A 23,162-nucleotide genomic window follows, 5' to 3' on the forward strand; every position below is an offset into this window, starting at 1 on the left:
CAGCTGCATACCGTCACCCGAGTCACCCGCAAAGCGAATGATCACCCGATCCAGACGGCGGACGTCTTTGGCACGTGGCCCTGCCCCGCTAGCGGCAGTTGTTTGCACGGTCATTGCGTGTGTCTGCTCCTGTCGGTGCTGGTCCGCGAGCGCTGGCAGACACGTCGGCGGACACGCGTAGCGGTGCGGGGTCGTACACCGCTCAGAGGCTATGCACCGCTGGTGGAGCGGCGCTCGTGCCGTTACGGAGTGCGGAAGGTTCAGCCCAGCTCACGCCCCCGCGTCTCCGGCGCCCGCAGTGCGGCGGTGATGGTCAGGGCGGAAAGGAGCAGGAAGTAACCGCAGACCAGCCAGGGTGTCTCCGCGGCGAGGAGGTACAGGGAGGTCGCCACCAGAGGCAGCAGACCGCCGCCGAGTACCGCGCCCGTCTGGTAGCCGAGGGCGGCGCCGCTCAGGCGCATGTCGGTACGGAAGAGTTCGCTGAACCAGGCTGCCTGCGGGCCGAACATGGCGTCGTGGAAGACGTTCACGCCGAGTACGACGGCCAGCACGATGACGGCGGCCGAGCCGTTCTGGACGAGGAGGAAGAACGGCACCACGTAGAGCGCGCTGCCGATCGCGCCGAACAGGAAGACCGGCTTTCGGCCGAAGCGGTCCGAGGCCGCGCCCCACAGCGGGGACGTGAGCATGCTGACGGCCGCGCTGACCGTCACGGCGGTCACGCCCAGACTCTTGGGGTGGCCCGTCTGCTCGGTCAGATAGAACAGCACGAAGACCGTGTAGAAGTACGAGGCTCCGGTCTGCGATATGCGCATGCCGATGGCCTGGAACAGCGGGGCGCGGTGGTGGCGCACGATGTCGCGCAGCGGCTTCTCGGCGGGTTGCGCGGTGGTGAACACCTTCGGTTCTTGCAGCGTGGAGCGCAGCACGAGCCCTACGACGATCAGGACGACGCTGGACAGGAACAGCACGCGCCAGCCCCAGGCGAGGAACGCCTTGTCGTCCGTGAGCCACTGGGTGAGGGCGAACGCGCTGGAGGAGAGCAGCAGGCCCAGTGACGAGCCGGACATGGCGAAGCTGCCCCACAGGCCGCGTCGCTTGGCCGTCGCGCTCTCCACCGTGAGCACGGCGGCGCCGCCCTGTTCGGCGCCGACCGCGAAGCCCTGCACCAGGCGCAGCAGGACGAGCAGGAGCGGCGAGATCAGTCCGGCCTGGCGGTAGGTGGGAAGGAGCCCCACCAGCGCGCTGGCCAGGCCCATCACGAACAGCGAGGCGACCAGGACGGGTTTGCGCCCGAGGCGGTCGCCGACGTGTCCGGCGACGGCGGCACCGAGCGGCCGGGCGAGGAAGCCGACCGTGTAGGTGCCGAACGCGGCGAGGACGCCGGTCACCGGGTCGAGACTGGAGAAGAACAGCTCGTTGAAGACGAGCGCGGTGGCGGTGCCGTAGAGGTAGAAGTCGTACCACTCGACGGTGGAACCGATCATCCCTGCGACGGCCACGCGCCTGCTGGAAGAGGGGGCGGGTTCGGCGGGCGCCTGGACCGGCCGGGCCGGCCGGTCCGGTGGCGCGGAGGCTGCCTCGGTGACTGGTGGGTTGGGCAGGGTGGAGGTCATCGTCCGTCCTCGGGGAAGGGTTCGTCGCGCGAGCGGTCGGTCGTGAGCGGTCGTGCCTTCGGATCTCAGCAGCGGGGCGCGGCGCCGGCGGGTGTGGGGACGCGGGGCGGTGCCGTGCCCGCGTGGTGCTTGGCGGGGTGGTCGAAGTGGTCCTGCTGTACGGCGATGTAGACGGCCGCGGCCGTAGCCGCCACCGTTCCGTCGGGCCCGTCCGTGTGCAGCTCGGCGGTGGCGTAGGCCTTCCTGCCGTGTACGGCGGCGCACTTGGCGCGCAGGTACAGCGGGCGGCCGAGCGGGACCGGGGCGAGGAACTGGATCTCCAGGCGGCCGGTGACGTTCGGGCGGTTCAGTACGTGCCACACCGCGAGGCTGGTGGCCTCGTCCAGTACGGCGGCCACGATGCCGCCGTGTGCGATGCCGGGTGCGCCCTGGTGCACGTCGGCGAGGGTCACCTGCGCGGTGATGCCCTGCGCGTCGGTCTCCGTGACACGCAGGCCGAGCCCGGAGGGGACGTGGGGTCCGCAGGCGAAACAGGAGGGGTGGTCCGGCGTATGGGGCAGCCGCACACGGGCCTGACCGGCCGTCACGGGCGAGAGGGGGGCGCGGGCCCCCGGGGGCGGCGCGGTCCGCTCGGAGGCAGCCGCCACGCCGCTCACCGGGACTCCCCTTGCCGCTCGGCGAGCACGGGCGGCCCGGTCGGGGACACCGCACCGTCAGGCGAGGTCTCCGCGTCCCCGGACGAGGACACCGCTCCCCCGGCCTCGGACGCCCCCTCTTCCGGCGCCTCGCGTGACCGCTCCAGCGCGGCGACCAGCGGCCCCGCGAGCACCGCGCACAGCGCGAACGCCCCGGCAAGCAGCAGCCAGCCCGTGCCCCGCAGTGTGAGCAGCGCCGTGACCACGAGCGGGCCGAGGATGCCCTGCACGGTGACGCCCAGGTTGAACACCGAGAGGTACTCCGCGCGGCGCCCCTCGGGGGCGTGGTCGACCGGCAGGGCCCAGCCCGCGATGGCCTGCCACAGTTCGCCCGCCGTCAGCGCCAGCACGGCGAGGGTCAGCAGGACGACGGCACCGGCCGGGCCCGGCTGCGAGCTGAGGGCGAACAGGACGCAGGTGGCCGCCAGGGCGACACCCGCGTAGTAGAGGACACGGCGGCTGCGGCCGGGGGTGTCGGCGCCCCGGCTGAACCGCATCTGGAGGCCGATCACCAGCACGCTGTTCAGGGTGAAGAGGAGCGGGACCGTCACGACGGGCGCCTTCGTGTTCTCCACGATCCACAGCGGAAGGCCGACGTTGAGCACCGTGCTGTGCAGTACGAGGACGCCGTTGATCCCGGTCACCGCGAGGAAGCGGCGATCGCCCAGGCCCTTGGGGAGCTCCGGGCGCAGGCGGCGGGGTGCGCGCGGGGGCCGCACGGCTGCCCGTACGGTCGCCCGCAGCTTGACGCCGCGCAGAAGCACCGCCGCCACGACGTAGGACGCGGCGTTGGCGATGAGCAGGGCCTGGAACGCCCAGCGGGTGTCGGTGGCCATCAGCGGTACGGCGAGCAGCGAGCCCGCCGCGTAGCCGATGTTGCGCACCGTACGGATGCGGGCCATCGCCTTGACCTGGCCGCTTCCCCGCATCAGGTCGGCGACGACGGCCTGGATCATCGGGGGCGCGGAGCACTCGGCCATGACCATCAGCGAGCAGACGACGGCGAAGGCGAGCGGCCCGTCGACGAACGCGAGCGCCGTGAAGGCGACCGCGAGCCACAGTTGCAGTCCGGTCAGGACGCGTTTGGCGCCGAGCCGGTCGGCGAGCAGGCCGATGGGGACGGTCGCGAGGAATCCGGCGCACCCGGCGATGGTCATGCCGAGGCCGAGCTGGGCCGGGGAGAGGCCGACCATGCGGACGAAGTAGACGGCGCTCCCGGCCAGGTAGAGGCCGGTGCCGAGGGAGTCGAGGAGGGAGACGACGACGAAGACGCGCAGCGGACCGGCCAGGGACGGGTCCGGCTTCGTGTCCTCCTTCGTGTTCTTCGCGGAGGCGGATTCGGCGCTCACGACAGATAGAAACCCTTCGTCTCCGCGGCGCGCAGCGCCTCGTAGTCACGCCGTACGTCCTCGTGGCGGTCGGCCGCGAGGTAGACGAACCCCGGCGACGAGGCCAGGTCCACCGTGGCCGGCACCGGCTTGCCCGGCCCGATGCGGCTGACCAGGCCCTGGCAGGTGGGCAGTCCGGTCAGGGTGTCGCGCCAGCCGTCGGTCGTGGCCGTGCCCGCACGGTCGCTGATGAGGGACACCCAGCGCACGGGCTTGGACCAGCGCACGGCGGTGTCGTCGAACGCGGCGAACGCGGCATGGTCGACCAGGGTGTCGGTGAGCAGGCTGACGTGGGAGACGCCCGCGTACTCGGCGGAGACGTGCGGCAGGATGCCGCCGATGAGCCGCGCCCCGGTCTCCAGGAGCACCGGCCCGCGCTCGGTGATGCGCAGCTCGCTGTGGCCTGCGGCGTTGCGGATACCGAGGGCGGTCAGGACGTCCTTGACGTACGCCGAGATCTCGACGGCGACCGGGTCGTCGGCCTGGAGCGGCTCCTCGTAGTCATAGACGAACGCCCCGTTGCCCTGGGGAAGCCGGTAGGACCGCCACACTTCGGCGATCTTGTGTTCGCCGTCGAGGGACGCGGAGTCGGCGTGGTACTCCGGGCCGTCCAGGTACTCCTGGACGAGCGCCGTGTGGTTGGGCGTACCGAAGAAGTCGGTGTCGGCGAGGACCTTGCGGCAGGCGGCGGTGACCTGCTCCTCGGTGTGGCAGACCCAGACGTTGTCGCTGCCCGCGCTGGCGCGCGGCTTGACGACCACCGGGCGGCCCCCGCGGTCGTGGAACCAGGCAAGGCCCTCTTCGGCGGTGGCGACCTCGGTGTCCTCGACGGCGGCGATGCCGGCCGCCCTGAGCGCCTTGGCCATGGCGGCCTTGTCGCGCCGCGCCTCGGCGGTCTCGGGTGCGTTGCCGGGCAGGCCGAGCAGATGGTTGAGCTCGTCGGCGAGCAGGACGCCCGACTCGGTGCCCGCCACGACGCGGTCGACGCCCGCCTCCGCGAGGGCCGCCGCCGCGAGGGAGGAGCGGGGGAACCAGCCGAGGTCCTCGCGGTAGGAAGCGGCGTCGAAGGCGCGGGCGTACACCGCGGGCGGGTGTTCCTGGCTGCGCAGGTGGAGGCAGTCGGCGCCGCGCCCGGTCAGTTCCCCGACCAGGAATCGGGCGGTCGAATAGCCGTCTACGATGGCGATCTTCATGGGGGGTCCTTCGTCGGGGCGGGCTTCGGAGAAGGTGGGGCCGTACGGGTCGCGCGGCCCGGTGGCCGGGTCAGCCGAGGCGGACCGTGACGGTCTTGGGCCGCTGGTACTCGTGCAGGGCCAGCACGCTCAGGTCGGTGCCCTGGCCGGAGGCGCCGCGTCCGCCGTGCGGGAGTTCGGCGGTCTGTACGAGGTGGCAGTTGACCCATGCCTCGCCGGCGTCGAGCCGTCCGGCCAGGTCGAGCGCGTGGCCCAGGTTCTGTGTCCAGACGCTGGCGGCGAGCGCCTGGGGCACCGAGTGCGCGATGTCCAGGGCGTGTTCGATGTCGCGGGCGCTCTGCACGGTGAGCAGCGGCCCGAAGACCTCCTCGGTGAGGGCGGGGCTGTCGTCGGGCAGGTCGGCGAGGACGCGGGCTCCGCGCCAGTAACCGTCCTCCTCGCCGGGCCCGGTGGCCAGCGGCGCGGTCACGTCGCGGTCCGCGCCGGCGGCGGCCACGATGCGGTCGTAGCGCGCCGCCTGGTCGGCGTTGTTGAGCGGCCCGAAGTCGCGTCCGGCGAGCCGCTCGGCCATGGCTTCGCCGAGCGCCTGCACCGTGTCGCGGTAGTTCTCCTCCAGGGTGATCACGCGGGCGGGCACCGCGCAGCTCTGGCCCGCGTTGTAGGTGCAGGCCGCGGCGAGGTCGGCGTAGGTGTGTGCGGGTGCGTCGGGCAGCACGATGACCGGGCTGTTGCCGCCGAGTTCGAGGCTGACGCGGCGGATGCCGGCCCGGGCCTGGACGTCGGCGCCCGCGGTGTTGCTGCCGGTGAAGGCGATCATGTCGACGTCGCTGTCCACGAGGAGGCGGCCGGTGTGCCGGTCCCCCGTGACGACGGCCAGGACGTCGGGGCCGAGCGTGTCGGCGGCGTGGGAGGCGAGCAGGTCGAGCGAGTCGGGGGTGGACTCGGCCGGTTTGACGAGGACGGTGTTGCCCGCGGCGAGCGCGGGTGCGCAGCGCCAGGCGGCCATCATCAGCGGGTAGTTCCACGGCACGACGGCGGCGACGACGCCGATCGGCTCCCAGCGCACCCAGCTCTCGTGGCCCGCCTTGAGCCCGCCCGCGGCGGGCGCGGTGGCGGTGCGTGCCGCCCAGGCGTAGAAGCGGAACAGGTCGGCGGCCTCGCCGATCTCCTGCATGACCTCGGCGCGGGGCTTTCCGGTGCCGGCCTGCTCGCGGGCCGTGTACTGCTCGGCGTGCTCCTCGATGAGGTCGGCGAGCCGGTCCAGGCGGTAGGCGCGTTCGCGTGGCGTGTACGCGGCCCAGCCGCCGGTGGCCTTGCGGGCCGCGTCCACGGCCCTGGCGATGTCGTGTTCGCGTCCGTTGGGGCTCTCGCCGCGTACGTGTCCGGTGCGCGGGTCGACGAGCTGGATCGGCGCGGCGGTCATCGGGATTCCCGTGCCGCGCAGTCCTTGCACGGGCAGTGGTGGCAGCTCTCGTCGTGCAGCCGCTTGGGGGCGATGGCGCTGATGTCGCAGATGAGGCAGGTCAGGTCGCCGTCGGGGGCGACGACCTCCTCGTAGGGCACGGGCGCCATGCGGTCCTCGGCGTCGATGTGCTTGTGCGGGGAGCCGACGGCGACGATCACGTGGTCGGTGATGGCGCCGACGGCGTGCGGCACCTCGCCCTCGACCAGGTAGATCTGGCCGGCGTGGGTGGGGTAGACGCGGCCGTCGTAGGTGATGGTGCCCTCGCCGCCGACGACGATGAGGATGTGGTGGCCGGGGTGGGTGTGCGGCAGGAAGCCGTGGCCTGCCGGGAGCCGGATCACGTCGGCGCCGACCGCTCCGTTGGAGACCAGGGCCTGACCGGTGGCGGCGGAGCCGTGGACGTGCACGGGGCGCAGGCCGTGGTCGATGTGCAGGTCGGTGGCGTCCTCGGTGACGCGGCTCATGGCCCAGTCGACGATGTTCAGCGTGGACTGGCCGGGGGCGGCGATACGGGTCGGCTCTTCGGCGGTGGTCGTCGTGTCCTGCACATCGGTGGCGGTGGCAGTGGTGACGGTCTCGGTGGCGGTGGCCATTCCTGCTCCTTGAGGTGTGACGAGGTGTGCGGGATGCGGGGTGCGGGGTGCGCGGGAGAACGCCCGGAGGTCGTGGGGCGCCGCGGCGGGGAAGGGCTCAGCGGTCGGGGCGGGACGCCCACACGACGCCGCCCAGGTCGTACGGTCCCGCGCGCAGGGCGGAGAAGCCGGTCCTGTGGAGCCCGGCGGACTCCATGAGCGCGAGCCACTCCCAGCGGGTGCGGAAGCCGCCGCGGTCCCACCAGCCGTCGAAGAGGCCGAAGAGGAAGTCCAGTGCCCAGGGGGCGCCTTGGCCGTTCGTGGGGCTCGATCCCTCGGCGAGGACGAGCCGTCCGCCGGGGGTGAGCAGGTCGTGCAGCCGGCGCAGGGTGGCCGGTTTGTCGGCGACGCAGTGCACGACGTTGGTGGCGACGATGGTGTCGAACGTGCCGAGCCCGTCCGGTGGTTCGCGGTCGAGATCGAGGACGGCGCCGGTGCCGGGCCAGCGGCCGCGTGCGACGAGTTCGGGCAGCCGGTCGGACCAGACGAACTCGCCGTCGACGAGGTGGGCGATCCGCTCGGTGGTGTTGCCCACGCCGGAGCCGACTTCAAGGACACGTCCGGTGAGGAGTCCGGCGGCCTCCAGGGTGCGGGCCGCGAGGTCGGGGTAGCTGCCCATGGGCCACTCGGTCATCAGGCGCCGCCACAGGCCGCGGTGACGCTGCATCAGCTCCTCGCCGGTGGCGGTGCCCGCGGCGAACTCGGGCCAGCCGGACACGAGGGCGTCCAGGGAGTCGTGCGCCGCGCTGCGGGGTGTGCCCGCCACCGGCGCCGCGTCGGGGAAGGCCGCGACGAGGGCGAGGGCCTGCTGGTGGACGTGGCCGGCTTGGGCGGTGGCGGGGCGGTGCGGGCTGTCGATGAGGGCGCGGGCGGCGGTGACGGCGTATCCGATGAGGTCTTCGTAGCGCGGGCCGCTGTCGCGCAGGGCGGCCAGGCGCCGGCCCATCAGCGAGCGGCGCGGCTTGCCGGTCTCGGTGGTCGCGTATCCCCCGCCGTCGACCGCGAGGGGGCGCGGGAAGCCGCCCTCGTAGACCGCGCGAAGGCGTGCGGTGCCTGCGTCTTCGGCGACCAGGCCGAAGTCCTGGCCGAGGGCGGGCTCGGCGACGGCGACGGCGGCGAAGCGCGTGTCGAGGCCGCGTGCGCGCCAGCGCTGTTCGATCTCGCCGGGGTGGTACTTCTCGCCGCCCCGGTTGACCCGGTCGTCGCGGCGGCCGCGAAGGACCAGGAAGCCGTCGCGGAGTTCGCCCATGTCGCCGGTGCGCAGCCAGCCGTCGTCGGTGAAGGCACGCGCGGTGGCCTCGGGGTCGGCCCAGTAGCCCCGCATCCGGTCGGGGGTGCGCAGCTGCACCTCGCCGTCCTCGAGGCGCAGTTCGGTGCCGGGCAGCGGCAGTCCCACGGGCGGCTGCCGGTCGACGTACTGCTCGCGGAAGCCGGTGCTGTCCAGGCTCGGCATGACGAAGCTGAAGTTGACCGCTTCGGTCAGGCCGTAGCCCTGGCGCAGGCGCGGCCCGTACCGGTCGTGGAAGCGGCGGGCCAGGTCGCTGGTGAGCGGGGCGGCGGCGGTGATGAGGTAGTCGAGGCCGTCGGGCCAGGGTGGGTTCGCCTCGACGAGGTCGTGAAGCAGGGCGGGGGCGATGGAGGCGGTACGGGCGCCCGCGGCGTCGAGTTCCTTGAAGTAGCCGAACGCGTCGAACGGGTGGGAGAGCACCAGGGGCGTTCCGGTGGCGTGGGCGCCGGTGAGCGACATGACGATGGCGTTGCAGTGGAACAGCGGCAGACAGGTGCCGTGCGGCCGGTCGGGGCCGAAGCGGTGCAGGTCCGCGGTCTTCAGGGCGTTGCCGAGCAGGGCGTCCCGGCCGATCTTGACGCCCTTGGGGCGGCCGGTGGAGCCCGAGGTGAACATGATGTACGCCAGGCCTTCGGCCTCCGGGTGGCCGGGGTCGCCCGGCAGGGCGCGGGCCTTGGCGGTGGGCCCGTCGAGGACGGCGGAGGCGTCGACCCTGGCGGCGAGCTCGGTGAGTTCCGCGTCGGTGGCGCGCGGCGAGAGCGGTACGCACACCAGGTGCCGTTCGAAGCAGGCGGTCAGCACATCGGCGAGGCGCCGGCCGCTGGGACATCGGACCACTACCCGGGCGCCCGCGGGGAGCCCGGCAAGCAGGTGGGGCCAGTCAGTCATGGAGTGGTACCTTCCGCGGGGCTGATCAGGACCTGTTCGGTGACGGCGCGCGCCTGTTCAGGAGGCGTTGGCGAAGGGCAGGGGCGCGGCGCCCACGGGCGTGGCGGGGCGGCAGCGCAGCCAGCCGGGCAGCTGCTCGGCCAGGAAGTCCTGGTAGTCCTGGTTGACGCCGGGTCCGCTGCCGGCCTGGAAGCGCGGCTGCTCGTTCAGTTCGCGGTCGCCGACCACGCAGTACAGCGGCTGCCATTCGCGCCGGAGCCGGCCGATGCGGGCTCCGATCGGCCGCTTGAACTCCAGGTCGACGGCGGTGCGTACGCCGTCGATCCACAGCGGTCCGGCCAGTTCGTAGGCGCGGCCCACGTGCTTCTCGGCCAGCGGCAGGAACACCACCTGGTTCCAGGCCAGTTCAGCGGGGATGACCTGCGGCCCGAGGCCGGCCAGACCGCGGCCGATGACCAGCGGAAGGAGCCGTGAGCCGCCCATGGCGACGCAGGCGTGGATGAGGCTCGGGTGTTCCCCGGTGTCCGTGCGGATGTTGAAGCGGGGCGCGTTGACCTCGTCGAGCTGGAGGTTCTGCAGCATCACGAGGTCGTAGCCCGAGGAGACGAGGATGCCGGTCTTCTGCGCGTAGTACTTGGGGTGCGCGGCGAGGCGGCGTACGACGGTGATGCCGCCCGCGGCCTTGGCGCACTGCCGGTGGAAGTCGTCGGTGTCGTGGCTGGTGCCCGCGACGGAGTCCAGGACGTGGACGTAGTCGTGCTGGAACCAGTAGGCGGTGGCGTCGGCCGCCTGCTGGAGCGCGTGCAGATAGCGTTCGGCGACGTCGTCGGGGTGGCACCAGATGTGCACGTCGGGCACGGTGAACTGGCGGCGGCGCTGGATGTTGGTCTCGCCGGACTTGAAGCGGCGGAAGACCGGCTGCGGGCTGTACATCGCGTACGGCAGCCTGGCGCGCTCCAGGACGGAGTCCTTGAGCCAGGAGAAGAGGTTGGGGTCGGCCGCGTAGGCGAGCTTGAGCTTGCCGTCGCCCTCCGCGAGCTCGAACATCCGGGACTGCTCGGAGTACTGGCTCGTCAGCTCGCGCATCGGCTCGGACGATCCGTCGAACACCAGCGGGAAGTGCACGGTGTTGATCTCGAGTCCGGCGAGGTGCTGGGCGTTGAAGGCCTCCACACCTGCCTCCAGGACCGCGCCGCGCGGCAGGGTCGTCAGGAAGCCGCGCGGTGTGCCGCGCCGGCTGACGAGTTGCAGGGTCTCCGCGGTGCGCATGACCTCGTCGCGTGCGCAGCGGTGCTCGGGGTCCCCGTCGGCGAGCATGCGCAGTGCCGAGTTGTCGGGGTCGATGGCGCCGAGGGCGGCGGGGTAGTCGCTCTCCGGTCCCCGCCAGAGGACGTTTCCTGAGCCGTCGAGTATCTGGACGTCCACTACCTGGCCCATGAATCTCCCTCCGGGGTCCATCGCTGCGAGAGTTCGCCGTGACGGGACGAGAAACTAGGAGGGCGTTCGGGGGGCGTCAACGAATTGCTGCCAGGTGTGCAGCCGAACTCGAGCGGTATTCCAGCGGATGGGGCAAGCAGGATTGCGGAGCGACTCGCACCGTCTTGAGCTGCGATGATGGCGATCCGCCCGGTGCGCGGGATTGTTTTTTCGGCGTGGAGTTCTGCTATGGCCAGTGGTATATGAATTAGCTGCGCCGGTCCGGTCCAGAAGCGCTGGACTTCCCCTTGAGAGGCCGCTCCTTCCGATTGCCCCTGCCGCTGGGGCGCTCATAACGTGGGTGCCCGTCACTGTGCGGAGCAGGAAGGTACGCAGCCATGACCGTCGCGCTCGATCCCACCTCCCAAGGCGCCCGCTTGCCGGCAACCGCCCCCTCGGGAGCCACCACCACGGGTACTGGTGTGCGTAATCTGCCGATCCGGCTCGCCGGCATCGTCGGCGACACCGACTCCTTCTTCGGCGAGGTGTGGGGCATAAGGCCCGCGTCCTTCCACTGCCGCGCGCTTCCCGACACGGCCACGCCGGCTGATCTCTGGAAGCGTGACCCTGCTGCTCAGGAGAGGTTCGCGGGCGGCGAGAGCGTCCGCTTCGACGGTCCCGGCGAGTGGCTGCCCGGTATCGCGGACCTCGTCACCGCGCTGTGCGAGGACCTCGGGGCGGCAAACGCGCAGGCGGCCCTGGTGCTGACCCCCGCGGGCACCGTCGCTCCGGAGCCGGCCGCCCACGGCGACCACACGTTCGTGCTCCAGCTGGACGGAAGCAGCAGCTGGGACCTCGCCTACGGGCGGGTGCCGGTGACCATCACTTTGCACCGTACGAGCGCCGTCTATCTGCCGCCGGGCCAGGCCTGCCCCGCGGTCGTCGGCGACGAGGACTCGCTGCAACTGGTCCTCACCGTCCAGGAGACCGACAAGCGCAAGGTCGCCGAGCGCGCCATCGCCGCCTTCCTCCAGGCCGCGGCGGAGAAGCCGGTGCCGGGCATCCACCCGGCGGTCGCCGACGAGAAGGTGGCGTGGCTGCGCACCGAACTCGCCGGGCTCATGGCGGGACAGGACGTCAGCGCGATCGTCCGGCGTGCGCTGGGCGGGGAGCCGACGGCCTGAACGGCCGCCGGCCGCTTACCGTTTCATCCGCGTGGCATCACGCGGCGAGGCGCGGGGCAGCCTGCCGCAGCGCCGCGTTCACCGCTTCGGGCCGCTCCTGGTGCGGCATGTGGCCCGCGCCCTCGATGAGCCGGAACGTGCCCCGCGGGGCGAGACCGGCAAGGGTCTGCGACACCTCGTAGGGGATCGAGGCGTCCAGGGCGCCGTGCAGGAACAGCACCGGCACGGCGAGTTCGCGGATGCGCTCGCGCGGGTCGTACGAGGCGCCGTCCGCGAAGAGTTCGTCGACGTGTTCGCTGGATTCCAGGATCTGCCGCAGGGTCGAGGCGATCAGCTCCGGGGACGCCGCCGGGCTGTACCAGGTGGGCACCCAGTCGGCGAACTGCGCGGCCCTGTCGGTGGCGGCGGCGACCTCCACCAGCTTGTCGCCCAGCGAGACGGCCGGCCAGTAGCCGGGTCCGTCGATCGAGACGATCCCGCCGATCCGGTCGGGCGCGGCGAGCGCCGCTTCGATGGCGAACACCGCGCCGACCGAACTGCCCACCAGCACGGGCCTGTCCAGGCCGAGGGCGTCGATCACGGCGAGGACGTCCGCGGTGTTGCCCGCGATGTCGTTGCCCTCGGCGGGCCGGTCCGAGCGGCCGCAGCCGCGCGCGTCGACGGCGTACATCCGGTAGTCCTCCGCCAGGTCCGCGAGCTGCGCGTCCCAGACGCGGCCGCTGGTGCCTGTGCCGTGCAGCAGCACCAGTGCGGGGCCCTGGCCGCGGGCTTCGACGTGGAGACGGGTTCCGTTGGCTTCGACGTACGGCATGGTGTGCTCCCGACCATAGCTTTCATCTCTAAGTCATTGCAACGAAACCACGGGGAACCCATGGAGTTCGTTGCGTTAATATCTAATCCGTTGCAACGATTCTACCGCCACCACCTGCATTAATGCTTCTGGTGCGCAACGAACGCATTGCTAGTTCAGTAAATGCAACGTAGCGTTTTCCTCATCAGAAAGATACTGGCGGTCGAAGGGGTGGGGTCATGGAAGCAACGCACTGCCGGCAGACGGCGCCGGGCGCCTTCCTCGCCTTCGCCCGTTTCACGCTCTGCGGCGGCGGCGTGGGGATCGCCTCCAGCTTCGCCGTGACGGCCCTTGCATCCTGGATGCCCTGGAGCCTGGCCAACGCGGCGATCACCGCGGCCTCCACACTCCTCGCCACCGAACTGCACGCCCGCTTCACCTTCGGCGCGGGCAAGCGCGCCACCCGGCGCCAGCACACGCAGTCCGCCGGATCGGCCGCCGCCGCGTACCTCGTGACCTGCCTGGCGATGTTCCTCCTGCACCACCTGGTGGCCACCCCCGGCGCCCTCCTGGAGCAGACCGTCTACCTCGGCGCGTCCGCACTCGCCGGCATCGCCCGCTTCGCCGTCCTGCGCCTGGTCGTCTTCGCACGCAACCGCTCACAGGCCCCGGCCACGACGGCCGCCGTGCGTCCCGTGCCCACGGTCCCGGCCGGCCCAGCGCAGCTCTGCCCCGCCGCCTGACCCGCCCACCGGGCTGCGGTGCCAGGCCGCTTGGGACGGCGGTGCGGCGGGCTCGACGGCCTGGACGCGGGCGAGGTCGAGCAGCGCCACGGTGACGGCGGCCAGCTCCTCCGACGTCGGATTGCCGGCCGTGACGACGAGCAGCGGTCCCGCCCCGTCCCCCGCGGCCCGGCACACCCGCTCCTCCCCCGCGCTCACTGGGGCTGGTTCCCGTGCTTGCGGGAGGGCTGGGCCACGTACTTGGTGCTCAGCATGGAGAGCGCGTCGATCAGCCGTACGCGGGTCTCCGCGGGGTCGATGACGTCGTCCACCAGGCCGCGTTCGGCGGCGTAGTACGGGTGCATGAGCTGGTCCCGGTACTCCTTGATGTGCTGGGCGCGGGCGAACTCCGGATCCTCCGAGGCCGCGATCTCGCGCCGGAAGATGACGTTGGCCGCGCCCTCCGCCCCCATCACCGCGATCTCGTTACCGGGCCAGGCGAGGGAGACGTCCGAGCCGATGGAGCGCGAGTCCATGACGATGTACGCGCCTCCGTAGGCCTTGCGCAGGATCAGCTGGATGCGCGGGACGGTCGCGTTGCAGTACGCGTACAGGAGCTTGGCGCCGTGCCGGATGATGCCGCCGTGCTCCTGGTCGACGCCGGGCAGGAAGCCCGGCACGTCCACCAGCGTCACGAGCGGGATGTTGAACGAGTCGCACATCTGCACGAAGCGGGCCGCCTTCTCGCTGCCCTTGATGTCGAGGACCCCGGCGAGCGCGGCGGGCTGGTTGGCGACGATGCCGACCACATGGCCGTCCAGGCGGGCCAGGGCGCACACCACGTTGGGCGCCCACGTCTCGTGCACCTCGAAGAAGTCGCCGGCGTCGACGAACTCCTCGATGACCTTGCGCATGTCGTACGCGCGGTTCACGTCGGCGGGCACCAGGTCGAGCATGGCGGGGGTGAGCCGGCCGGGCCGGTCGGCGCAGGCCTCGGCGGGCGGCATCTCGCGGTTGTTGGACGGCAGGAAGGACAGCAGGTAGCGGACGTCGGCGAGGCAGCTCTCCTCGTCGTCGTAGGCGAACCCGGCGACCCCGGAGTGCGTGGCGTGGGCGTCGGCGCCGCCCAGGGCGTCCTGGCTGATCTGCTCTCCAGTGACCGCCTTCACCACGTCCGGCCCGGTGATGAACATCTGCGAGGTGCCGCGCACCATGAACACGAAGTCGGTCAGCGCCGGGGAGTAGGCCGCCCCGCCCGCGCACGGGCCCATCATCACGCTGATCTGCGGGATGACCCCGGAGTTGCGTACGTTGCGCTGGAAGATGCCGCCGTACCCGGCGAGCGCGGTCACGCCTTCCTGGATGCGTGCCCCGGCGCCGTCGCACAGGCCCACGATCGGGGCGCCCGCCGTCGCGGCCATGTCCATGATCTTGTGGATCTTCTCGGCGTGCGCCTCTCCGAGGGAGCCACCGAAGATCCGGAAGTCGTGCGCGTAGGCGAAGACGGTACGGCCGAACACCCGGCCCCAGCCGGTGACCACACCATCGGTGTAGGGGCGCTTGTCCTCCAGGCCGAAGCCGCTCGCCCGGTGTCTGCGCAACCCTTCGACCTCGGTGAACTCGCCGTCGTCGAAGAGGAGCCGCAGCCGCTCCCGCGCGGTGAGCTTGCCCTTGGCGCGCTGCGCCTCGGTGGCCCTGTCGCTGGGCCCGCGCCGCATGGCGTCACGTATGGCCTCGAGCTCTGCCACCGTGCCGCGATGCTGCCCGACCGGCATGTCGTCCAGAGCGGTCATGGCTTCCCCTCCCGGCCGTCGTGATGAACCGCCGACCAGCTTCCGCCACGCCGCTCGAAGGCGGTTAGAGCGCCGCCTGACACCGGCGCGGCACTCTGAACGGCTCGACCGCCCCGCGAGCGCTCTTCGAGTCCGCGGCGGGATGCTCGACTCGTAGCTCCGCAACGGACGGGCACAGGCCCGCGCGGAGCGTCGAACAGCCCGCCGGTGCCCCAATTCCCCCGAGGGCACCGGCGGGTCACATCCATGTCCGGACGAGTACGGCCGACCGGCGTTGTCGCGGTTGCCGCCCACCGACGCGTTGCTGCCCACCGACGAAGGGACACCCCACAGTGAACAGCACATGGTTCCGGCGCTTCACCCCGGCCGCGGCGGACGGGCCGCGGCTCATCTGCTTCCCGCACGCGGGGGGCTCCGCGACGGCGTACGCGCCCCTGGAGCGTGCGCTGCCCGGCGATCTCGACGTGGTGTCCGTGCAGTACCCGGGGCGCCAGGACCGCTATCGCGATGCCCCGTACACGGCGCTGCCCGCGCTGGTCGAGGCGGTGGCCGGCGAACTGGCCCGCGAACTCGCCGTGCGCCCCGGCAGGCCCTACGCCTTCTTCGGCCACAGCATGGGCGCGCTCGTCGCCTTCGAGACGGCCCGGCTGCTCGCCCGGCGCGAACTCCCCGGCCCCCAGCACCTGTTCCTCTCCGGGCGAGCCGCGCCCAACGCCCGCTCGAGCACCCGTCTTCAGAGTTACGACGACGCCGACGTGGTGGCCGAGGTGCGCAAGCTCGGCGGCACCGATCAGGCGATGCTGGCGAACCCCGAGCTCCTGGAGATGGTGCTGCCGGGCCTCCGGGCCGACTACCGGGCCCTGAGCACGTACGTCTGGCGCGCGGGAGAGCCCCTCTCCGCGCCGGTGACCGCCCTGATCGGGGACAGCGACCCGATGGTGACGGTCCCCGAGGCGCAGACCTGGCAGGAGCACACCACCGGCGAGTTCGCCCTGAAGGTCTTCTCCGGCGGCCACTTCTACATCGGCGACCACCTGGGCCGAGTGGCCGGGGCCATCACCGAGGGGCTGCTGGCCGACGCCGTCGCGTCCTGACGCCTCCCTCGAAGAAACGTGGCCGCGGCGGCGGGACCTGGTCCCGCCGCCGCGGCCACGTCGTCACGCGTAGACGTAGAAGCCGCGGCCGGCCTTCTTGCCGAGCATGCCGCCCTCGACCATGCGCTTGAGGAGCGGCGGCGGCGCGTACAGCGGCTCCTTGAACTCCTCGTACATGGCCTGCGCGATGGACACCGTCGTGTCCAGGCCGATCAGGTCGGCGAGCCGCAGCGGGCCCATCGGGTGCGCGCAGCCCTGCGTCATGCCCTGGTCGATGACCTCGGCCGTGGCAAGGCCCGACTCCACCATGCGGACCGCGGACAGCAGGTAGGGGAACAGCAGCGCGTTGACGAGGAAGCCCGCCCGGTCCGGCGAGGGGATCGGCTTCTTGCCCAGGACGTCGCGGACGAAGACCAGGGCCCGCGCGCTGACCGTCTCGTCGGTGAGGACCGAGTCGATGAGCTCGACGAGCGGCAGCGCGGGCACCGGGTTGAAGAAGTGCATGCCGAGGACCTGGCCGGGACGCCGGGTCGCGGCGGCGAGGCGTACGACGGGGATCGAGGACGTGTTGGTCGCCAGGATCGCGTCCGGGTCTTCGACGATCTTGTCGAGGGACGCGAACAGGTCCTGCTTGAGCTGCTCGTCCTCCTTGACGGCCTCGACCACCAGCTGGCGGTCGGCCAGTTCGCCGAGATCACGGGTGAACGACACCCGGCCGAGCGCCGCGTCGCGCTCGTCCGCGGTCAGCTTGCCCTTGGCGACGCCCCGGTCCAGGGAGGCGGCGAGGCGCTGCGGCGCCGTCGCGAGGGACGCGTCGGAGAACACCGCGACCCGTACGTCGAGCCCGGCCTTCGCGCACAGTTCGGCGATGCCGATGCCCATGATGCCGCTGCCTGCGACGCCGACCCGGTGGATGTCCGCACCTCCGGCGTGCTGCGTGGACGTGGTCATGTGCGGTCCCCCCAGGTCAGAAGTGATGCGCCGATCGACATGCCGCCGCCGAACCCGGCGAGCAGCACCAGATCCCCGGGCGCGAGGGCGCCCGTGCGGTTGGCCTCGTCGAGCGCGACGGGCACCGAGGCGCTGCCGACGTTCCCGTACTTGATCAGCGTGCGATGGGTCTGGGCGGCACCGAGGCCGGTGCGCTCGACGACGTCGCCGAGCATCACGCCGTTGGCCTGGTGCGGCACGAAGTGGTCGACGGCGCCGATGTCCACACCGGCCTTGCCCGCGAGGGCGAGCAGCGCCGGCGGCACGTGTTCGGCGACGAAGTCCCGTACGCCGCGGCCGTCCATCTTGAAGTAGTGGCCGCCCTCGGCGACGGTCTGTGCCGACGCCGGGTTGCGGCTGCCGCCGGCCTCGACGCGGATCAGGTGATGCGCGTCGCCGCGGCTTGCCAGGTCGGTCGCGATGATGCCGTACGGCTCGGGCACCGTGCCGACGATCGCGGCTCCGGCGCCGTCGGCGAACAGGATCGCCGTCCGGTGGTCGGTGAAGTCCAGGATGCGCGAGTACACGTCCGCGCCGATGACCAGGACCCGGGCTTCCGGGCGTACGGCCACCAGGCTGTGGGCGAGGGACAGCGCGTAGACGAAGCCGCTGCACACGACGTTGACGTCGAAGCAGGCCGCGCCCCAGGCGCCGAGACCGTGCTGCACCACGTACGAGGTGGGCGGCTGCGGGAAGTCCCCGGTGGAGGTCGAGACGATGATGTAGTCGATCTGCTCCGGGCTCAACTGAGCCTGGGTCAGGGCCCGTTCGGCGGCGTGCACCGCGAGGTCGGAGGTCGCCTCGTGCGGGGCGGCGTAGCGCCGCGACTGGATCTGCGTCTTGCGCTCGATCCACTCCGCGGTGACGCCGACGCGCTCGGCGACCTCTTCGTTGTCCACCTCGTGCTTGGGCAGATAGGAGCCGGTGGAGAGTATTCCTATTCCCATGTCAGGACACCTCGGCGTAATCGGCCTTGTGGGTGGCGCGCAGTGGATTGATGCGCGCGGTTCCGATCTTTTCCCGCAGTACGGGGTCGGTGACGCCGAGTCCTTCCGCGGGCGCGAGGCAGAGAACGCCGACCTTTCCGGTGTGCTTGTTCAGCTGGACGAGGCGTGCGGCCTCGCCGACCTCCTTGAGCGGAAACACCTCGGAGAGAATGGGGGAGAGATGTCCGAGCCGGAAAAGCCGGTTGCACTCCGCCTGCTCGTGGAGATTCGCCGCGTGGCTGCCGACGATCCGCTTGAGGTTCATCCAGAGATAGCGGTTGTCGAAGTGGTGGTCGTATCCCGTGCTCGATCCGCAGGTGACGACCGTGCCGCCCTTGCGCACGACGAACACCGAAATGCCGAACGTCGCCCGCCCGACGTAGTCGAAGACGACGTGCGGGTCCTCGCCGACCTGGCGCCGGATCTCGCGGCCGAGCCGCTTGCCGAGCTCGATCGTCCGCTCCGGGGTGAGCGCGTCGTCCCCGCCCATGCCGATGTCGTTGCGGTTGATCACCACATCGCAGCCGAGGCGGCGGAGCACCTCGGCCTTGCGCTCGGAGCTGACCACGCCGACGGCGATACCGCCCGCGTTCTTCACCATCTGTACCGCGAACGCGCCGAGACCGCCCGTCGCGCCCCAGATGAGCACGACGTCGCCCTGCTTGATGCGCGCGCCGTTGTCGCCGACCAGCATCCGGTACGAGGTCGCCGCGGTCAGCAGCACACCCGCCGACTCCTCCCAGGTCAGGTGCGCGGGCTTGGGCAGCAGCTGGCTCGCGCGCACCACCGAGTAGTGCGCGAGCCCGCCGAAGTTCGTCTCGTAGCCCCAGATCCGCTGGCCCGTCCCGAGCATCGCGTCGTCGTGCGTGGCCGGCTCCTGCTCGTCGACCTGGACACAGCTGGCGACCACGTGGTCGCCCACCTTCCAGCGGCGCACACCGGGCCCGACCCGTACGACGATGCCGGACGCGTCCGACCCGACCACCTGGTGCGGCAGATCGTGCCGGGCGGCGTAACCGCCCTCGCGGGCATAGCGCTTGAGGAAGTCGAAGGTGGGCACCGGCTCGAACGTCGCCGACCACACCGTGTTGTAGTTGATGGAACTCGCCATGACGGCGACGACCACCTCGTCCGGCGCGATCTCCGGCATCGGAACCGGGCCGACTTGCAGTGATTTACGGACGTCCTTGTCCTCCACGCCGGCGAACATTCCGACATCCGACGCGAGCAGATGCGCGGCCTCGTACTCCGAGGGAAGTTCGTGTCGCCCGATCTCTTCCGGGCCCGCCCCGTCCAGCAGGGCTGCGGTCAAAGAATCCATGATTACCTTTCTTCTCTGCAGTGGCCGCAGGAAAGAAACGTGCAGCACGGCAGATCAATGGAGAGCGCGAACAAAGAACGCTGCTGACTGGACGACCGGGCCCGGATTCCCGCTCAGAGGACTGCGCCCTCTCGCGTCCTGCGGCGCAGACTCGGCCTGCTGGACTGGGCGAGGTCTTTCCACATGTCCGAGAGACCGGTGATGGTGCGCGCCGCGAAGAGCTTGCGGATCGAGACCTCCTGCTTCAGCTCGGCCCGGATCAGGCCGACGAGCCTGATCGCGCGCAGCGAGTTGCCGCCGAGGTCGAAGAAGTCGTCGTCGATGCCCACCCGGTCAAGTTCGAGGACGTCGGCGAAGGCGGCGGCCAGAATCCGCTCGGTGTCGTTGCGCGGCGCCCGGTACTTCCCGTCGTCGAACCGGGGCTCCGGCAGCGCGGCCCGGTCGGTCCTGCCGCCCGCCGTCACCGGCAGGCTGTCCAGGACGGTGAAGACCGCGGGCACCTCGGACTCGGGCAGCCGCCCCGCGGCGAACCGGCGCAGTTCGTCGGCGGAGACGCTCTGGCCGCCCGCGGGGACCACGTAGGCCACGAGGCGCTGCTGGCCGGTGCCGTCCGTCTTGAGGACGACCACCGCCTGTGCGAGCCCGGTGTGCTCGGCCAGTGCCTCTTCCACGGCGGTCAGTTCGACCCGTACACCGCGTACGTCCGCCAGGGCGTCGGCCCGGCCCACGTAGGCGAGTCGGCCGTCATCGGTCCAGCGGACGCGGTCGCCGGTGCGGAACATGAGCGTGCCGGGCTCCGGTGCGAACGGGCAGGGCACGAAGCGCTGTGCGGTCGGTCCTGGCCGGCCGGGGTAGCCGCGCGGCACGGCGGGTCCCGCCACGTACAGCTCGCCGGTCACGCCGGCGGGGACGGGCGCGAGTCCCGGTCCCAGGACGTAGCGGGCGGTGGTGGCCGTCGGCTCGTGGCCGTCGACGACCGTCAGCTCCGGGCAGGCCTCCCGGACGCATCGCAGCGCGGCTGCGGGCACGCGGTCGCCGCCGGTCCACACCTCGCGCAGTCCGGCGAGGCGCTCGGGGCGGTCTGCCGCGATCGCCGTGAACTGCGCCGAGGAGAGCCACAGCGCGGTGACGTCGTGCGCCGCTCGCGCCTCGGTCAGCGCGTCGAGGGGCTGCTTTCCCTCGGGCGCGACGACCACGCGGCCGCCGTGCAGCAGGGGCAGCCACAGTTCAAGGGCGAGCGCGTCGGAGGTGTGCGGCGCGTGCCACAGGACGGTGACGTCACCTGCTGCCTGCCGGTGACGGTCCTGGACGAGCCGGCGCAGGTTGCGGTGCGTGAGGGCGACCGGCGTGTCGGCGTCGGTCGCGGTGGATCCGTGCGGCACGGCGAGCAGGTTGTCGGCGTGCGGCCGGCGCGAGGGGGCCGGGGCGTCCGGGGCGGGGTTGCTGTCGTCGTCGAGCACGATCGTCGGGACGGCCGGGTTGGCGGGGAGCCGCCCAGCGGTCGCCGCGTCGGTGAGCAGTGCGACCGCCGAGGCGGTACCGGCCTGCGACGTGAGCTGCTCGGCCGCAAGCGCCGGGTCGAGCGGCAGGTAGGCTCCGCCCGCCTTGGCCACCCCGAGGAGGGCGGCGGCCAGGTCCGCCGAGCGGGGCAGCGCCACCGCCACGACCGTCCCGGGCCCGACGTCCTTGCCGCGCAGCACACCGGCCACACGGTTCGATCGCTCGTCGAGCTGTCGGTACGAGACCGCCTCGTCGCCGGAGACGCCGGAGACGCCGGAGACGAGCGCGACGGCGTCGGGCGTCCGCTCCACCTGGCGGGCGAACAGCTCCGGAACCGTGAGGTCCGGCAGCTCGGTGTTCTCCGGCGCCGTCAGGACCCGCTCCCGCTCGGCGCCGCTCACCACGTCCAGAGCGCCGACCGGCTGCTCGGAGCCGGCCACCACGGCACGGATGTACGCGATCAGCTCCTCGCCGATGAAACGCAGCTCGGCGCGGGAGTACAGGCTCGCGGGGGCGTCGAGCCGGATGAACATGTCGTTCTCGGCGCTCCCGTCATTGGAGACGGCGATGGACAGCTCGTCGAATGCTCCGGTCGTGCCGCAGAGGTAGCGCGCCGGAAGGTCGCCGAAGTGGAGCTGCTCGCCGAACTCGACGACGTTGACGACGGCGCCGAAACTGCCGCGGTCGCTGGGCGCGGTGTCGCTCACGCGCTGGATGTCGGAGTAGTGGCAGCCGGTGTGCCCGAAGATCTCGTACGTCTCGTCGACCATCTCGTCGGCGAGCTCACCGAAGGTCGTGCCGAGCGGCACCTTCACGCGTACCGGCACGACGTTGACGGCAAGACCCGGTGTCCTGCTCGCCACCCCGACGCGGTTGCCGACGGCCAGCGAGAGGAGGAATTCCGGGCGGTCGCAGCGGTGCCGGAAGTAGACCGCGGCGGCCGAGGTGACCATCGTGGACATCCACACGCCGAGGGACTCGGCGGTCTGTGTCCAGGTGTCGGCCTCGGCGCGCGGGACGGAGAGGGTGCGGCTGACCATGCCGATGGCGTCGGTCAGCTCGCCCCAGCGGTCGGCGTCGTTCAGGGGTGCGTCGAGCGCGGAGCGCTGCGCGTCGGAGAGCTCGACGCGCGGGACCTGCGCGGGCGCGGGGGCGTCCTTGAGGTAGTCGCGCCAGAACTCCGTGTCCTCGGTGAACTTCGGCGACGCGAGGTAGTCCGTGGCCTCGGTGGCGAACGACTCGGCGTCCCACGGGTGCGGCAGCCGCGGCACCTCTTCCTGCCGGGCGAGGGCCGTGTAGACCTCGGCGAAGCGCTTCGAGAGCAGGCCGTTGGCGCCGAACCCGTCGGAGATGAGGTGGTGGTAGGCGATCACCACGAGCGAGCGGGCCTGACCGAGCTTCACCACGCCGAACCGGAACAGCAGATCCCGCTCCAGGTCGAACGGCTTGCTCACCGTCTCGGCCAGCGCGTCGCGCGCCGCCTGCTCGGGGTCGGCCGCGGCACTGACGTCCACGAAGAACGGCTTCCAGTCCCCCGATTCGCGGGGTATCAGGCGCAGTCCGCTGCCGTCGTCGACGAAATTGACGCGCAGTACTTCAGCCTCACCGACGACGTGCAGGAATGCGGATTCCATGACTGCCGCGTCCAGTTCACCGTCCACATCCCACATGGTCAGTGCATGGTTCAGCGTGTCGGAAGACACTGACTCCGCCAGCCACAGTCCTTTATGCGCAGACGACGCACCGAACGAACGCACACGGATCAACCCCTCGGAAAACAGGTTCGGGAATCGCAGGAATTCGCAGATCACCCCCACCTTCCGGGAAGTGACTCAGCCGTTCAAGACAAGTCGGTACCTGGCGGGACACCACCGCTTCGCGCTTGCGGTGTCCCGCCGGCGGGACAATCCCGCGGGTCAGTACCAGACGTAGAGATGGATGGGCAGCGTCGGTCCCGGCAGGCCGATGACGCACTTGTAGGGGAGGTCCTGGGCCTTTCCGGCGGCTTCGCAGTACGACGGATTGTTGTAGTACGTGCTGTGCAGGTGCCAGGCCGCCGCGGCGGCGGCCGTCGCCTTCGACGGCGCGGATTCGGCCGCCTGGGCCGGCACGGCCGCGCCCGCGAGGGCGAGCACACCGCCCAGGGCCAGGCTTGCCGGTGCATGACGTACGCGCATGGAGCGCTCCTCTTCTGGTGGGGT

Annotated in this window: 19 protein-coding genes; 3 read left to right on the forward strand and 16 right to left on the reverse strand. The window is 71.6% G+C overall.

The features are described from left to right. Positions 1-260 precede the first annotated feature (260 nt). The 8 genes from IE226_RS41245 to IE226_RS41280 all read right to left on the reverse strand — a co-directional run bounded on the left by IE226_RS41245 (position 261) and on the right by IE226_RS41280 (position 10,602). A complete protein-coding gene (locus IE226_RS41245) occupies positions 261-1,616 on the reverse strand; it encodes an MFS transporter (protein ID WP_190086660.1) in 1,356 nt (451 codons plus the stop codon). Positions 1,617-1,681: 65 nt separating this feature from the next. Further along, the gene (locus tag IE226_RS41250; RefSeq protein ID WP_190086661.1) at positions 1,682-2,272 is read right to left on the reverse strand and encodes a PaaI family thioesterase; all 591 of its coding nucleotides are present in this window, start codon (positions 2,270-2,272) and stop codon (positions 1,682-1,684) included. Beyond that, positions 2,269-3,660, reverse strand: a complete 1,392-nt coding sequence (locus tag IE226_RS41255; protein WP_190086662.1) for an MFS transporter — start codon at positions 3,658-3,660, stop codon at positions 2,269-2,271. The genes IE226_RS41250 and IE226_RS41255 overlap by 4 nt, the downstream gene beginning before the upstream one ends. After that, positions 3,657-4,892 (reverse strand): ATP-grasp domain-containing protein, encoded by a 1,236-nt coding sequence (locus IE226_RS41260; protein ID WP_190086663.1) that lies wholly within the window; start codon positions 4,890-4,892, stop codon positions 3,657-3,659. The genes IE226_RS41255 and IE226_RS41260 overlap by 4 nt, the downstream gene beginning before the upstream one ends. Before the next feature lie 70 nt (positions 4,893-4,962). After that, positions 4,963-6,315, reverse strand: coding sequence for an aldehyde dehydrogenase family protein (locus IE226_RS41265; RefSeq protein WP_190086664.1), 1,353 nt, complete (start codon positions 6,313-6,315; stop codon positions 4,963-4,965). Continuing rightward, entirely contained in the window at positions 6,312-6,950 is a 639-nt protein-coding gene (locus tag IE226_RS41270) for a cupin domain-containing protein (protein WP_229871916.1), read from the reverse strand. The genes IE226_RS41265 and IE226_RS41270 overlap by 4 nt, the downstream gene beginning before the upstream one ends. Before the next feature lie 97 nt (positions 6,951-7,047). Further along, a complete protein-coding gene (locus IE226_RS41275) occupies positions 7,048-9,165 on the reverse strand; it encodes an AMP-binding protein (RefSeq protein ID WP_190086665.1) in 2,118 nt (705 codons plus the stop codon). A gap of 57 nt (positions 9,166-9,222) precedes the next feature. Then, complete coding sequence (locus IE226_RS41280) at positions 9,223-10,602, reverse strand: aminoacyl--tRNA ligase-related protein (RefSeq protein ID WP_190086666.1); 1,380 nt, start codon at positions 10,600-10,602, stop codon at positions 9,223-9,225. 377 nt (positions 10,603-10,979) lie between these two features. On the opposite strand from IE226_RS41280, the gene IE226_RS41285 reads away from it, so the two are divergent. Continuing rightward, on the forward strand, positions 10,980-11,765 hold the full coding sequence (locus IE226_RS41285) for a hypothetical protein (RefSeq protein WP_229871917.1): 786 nt from the start codon (positions 10,980-10,982) through the stop codon (positions 11,763-11,765). A gap of 37 nt (positions 11,766-11,802) precedes the next feature. On the opposite strand, the gene IE226_RS41290 is transcribed toward IE226_RS41285, so the two are convergent. Then, positions 11,803-12,576, reverse strand: coding sequence for an alpha/beta fold hydrolase (locus tag IE226_RS41290; RefSeq protein ID WP_190086668.1), 774 nt, complete (start codon positions 12,574-12,576; stop codon positions 11,803-11,805). A 218-nt stretch (positions 12,577-12,794) separates the two neighbouring features. Here IE226_RS41290 and IE226_RS41295 point away from each other — a divergent pair, with 218 nt between their 5' ends. Then, positions 12,795-13,298, forward strand: coding sequence for a GtrA domain-containing protein (locus IE226_RS41295; RefSeq protein ID WP_190086669.1), 504 nt, complete (start codon positions 12,795-12,797; stop codon positions 13,296-13,298). On the opposite strand, the gene IE226_RS45370 is transcribed toward IE226_RS41295, so the two are convergent. Continuing rightward, positions 13,215-13,496 carry an acyl-CoA carboxylase subunit epsilon gene (locus IE226_RS45370; protein WP_190086670.1) on the reverse strand — a complete coding sequence of 94 codons (282 nt, stop codon included), beginning with the start codon at positions 13,494-13,496 and terminating at the stop codon, positions 13,215-13,217. The two genes, IE226_RS41295 and IE226_RS45370, sit on opposite strands and share 84 nt — an antisense overlap. Beyond that, the gene (locus IE226_RS41305) at positions 13,493-15,070 is read right to left on the reverse strand and encodes an acyl-CoA carboxylase subunit beta (RefSeq protein WP_190086671.1); all 1,578 of its coding nucleotides are present in this window, start codon (positions 15,068-15,070) and stop codon (positions 13,493-13,495) included. The genes IE226_RS45370 and IE226_RS41305 overlap by 4 nt, the downstream gene beginning before the upstream one ends. 332 nt (positions 15,071-15,402) lie before the next feature. Between IE226_RS41305 and IE226_RS41310 the strand changes: the two genes are divergently transcribed. After that, positions 15,403-16,164: a thioesterase II family protein gene (locus tag IE226_RS41310; protein WP_190086672.1), complete on the forward strand. Its 762-nt coding sequence runs from the start codon at positions 15,403-15,405 to the stop codon at positions 16,162-16,164. A gap of 63 nt (positions 16,165-16,227) precedes the next feature. On the opposite strand, the gene IE226_RS41315 is transcribed toward IE226_RS41310, so the two are convergent. From IE226_RS41315 to IE226_RS41335, 5 genes are all read right to left on the reverse strand, one after another. Further along, positions 16,228-17,115, reverse strand: coding sequence for a 3-hydroxybutyryl-CoA dehydrogenase (locus IE226_RS41315; protein ID WP_190086673.1), 888 nt, complete (start codon positions 17,113-17,115; stop codon positions 16,228-16,230). After that, complete coding sequence (locus IE226_RS41320; protein WP_190086674.1) at positions 17,112-18,101, reverse strand: 3-oxoacyl-ACP synthase III family protein; 990 nt, start codon at positions 18,099-18,101, stop codon at positions 17,112-17,114. The genes IE226_RS41315 and IE226_RS41320 overlap by 4 nt, the downstream gene beginning before the upstream one ends. Position 18,102: 1 nt before the next feature. Continuing rightward, positions 18,103-19,461 carry a crotonyl-CoA carboxylase/reductase gene (ccrA, locus tag IE226_RS41325; RefSeq protein WP_190086675.1) on the reverse strand — a complete coding sequence of 453 codons (1,359 nt, stop codon included), beginning with the start codon at positions 19,459-19,461 and terminating at the stop codon, positions 18,103-18,105. A gap of 113 nt (positions 19,462-19,574) precedes the next feature. Continuing rightward, positions 19,575-22,778, reverse strand: a complete 3,204-nt coding sequence (locus IE226_RS41330) for an AMP-binding protein (protein WP_308429600.1) — start codon at positions 22,776-22,778, stop codon at positions 19,575-19,577. Between the two features lie 99 nt (positions 22,779-22,877). Continuing rightward, positions 22,878-23,138: a hypothetical protein gene (locus IE226_RS41335; protein WP_190086677.1), complete on the reverse strand. Its 261-nt coding sequence runs from the start codon at positions 23,136-23,138 to the stop codon at positions 22,878-22,880. Between the last annotated feature and the right edge of the window lie 24 nt (positions 23,139-23,162).

It is taken from the genome of Streptomyces longisporoflavus (assembly GCF_014649775.1).
Taxonomy (GTDB): Bacteria; Actinomycetota; Actinomycetes; order Streptomycetales; family Streptomycetaceae; genus Streptomyces; species Streptomyces longisporoflavus.

Coding starts and splice junctions, on each gene's coding strand:
- IE226_RS41320 (WP_190086674.1), bottom strand. CDS start 18,101: ATGGGAATAGGAATACTCTCCACCGGCTCCTATCTGCCCAAGCACGAG.
- IE226_RS41295 (WP_190086669.1), top strand. CDS start 12,795: ATGGAAGCAACGCACTGCCGGCAGACGGCGCCGGGCGCCTTCCTCGCC.
- IE226_RS41265 (WP_190086664.1), bottom strand. CDS start 6,315: ATGACCGCCGCGCCGATCCAGCTCGTCGACCCGCGCACCGGACACGTA.
- IE226_RS41335 (WP_190086677.1), bottom strand. CDS start 23,138: ATGCGCGTACGTCATGCACCGGCAAGCCTGGCCCTGGGCGGTGTGCTC.
- ccrA (WP_190086675.1), bottom strand. CDS start 19,461: ATGGATTCTTTGACCGCAGCCCTGCTGGACGGGGCGGGCCCGGAAGAG.
- IE226_RS41285 (WP_229871917.1), top strand. CDS start 10,980: ATGACCGTCGCGCTCGATCCCACCTCCCAAGGCGCCCGCTTGCCGGCA.
- IE226_RS41260 (WP_190086663.1), bottom strand. CDS start 4,892: ATGAAGATCGCCATCGTAGACGGCTATTCGACCGCCCGATTCCTGGTC.
- IE226_RS41270 (WP_229871916.1), bottom strand. CDS start 6,950: ATGGCCACCGCCACCGAGACCGTCACCACTGCCACCGCCACCGATGTG.
- IE226_RS41280 (WP_190086666.1), bottom strand. CDS start 10,602: ATGGGCCAGGTAGTGGACGTCCAGATACTCGACGGCTCAGGAAACGTC.
- IE226_RS41245 (WP_190086660.1), bottom strand. CDS start 1,616: ATGACCTCCACCCTGCCCAACCCACCAGTCACCGAGGCAGCCTCCGCG.
- IE226_RS41290 (WP_190086668.1), bottom strand. CDS start 12,576: ATGCCGTACGTCGAAGCCAACGGAACCCGTCTCCACGTCGAAGCCCGC.
- IE226_RS41305 (WP_190086671.1), bottom strand. CDS start 15,070: ATGACCGCTCTGGACGACATGCCGGTCGGGCAGCATCGCGGCACGGTG.
- IE226_RS41275 (WP_190086665.1), bottom strand. CDS start 9,165: ATGACTGACTGGCCCCACCTGCTTGCCGGGCTCCCCGCGGGCGCCCGG.
- IE226_RS41315 (WP_190086673.1), bottom strand. CDS start 17,115: ATGACCACGTCCACGCAGCACGCCGGAGGTGCGGACATCCACCGGGTC.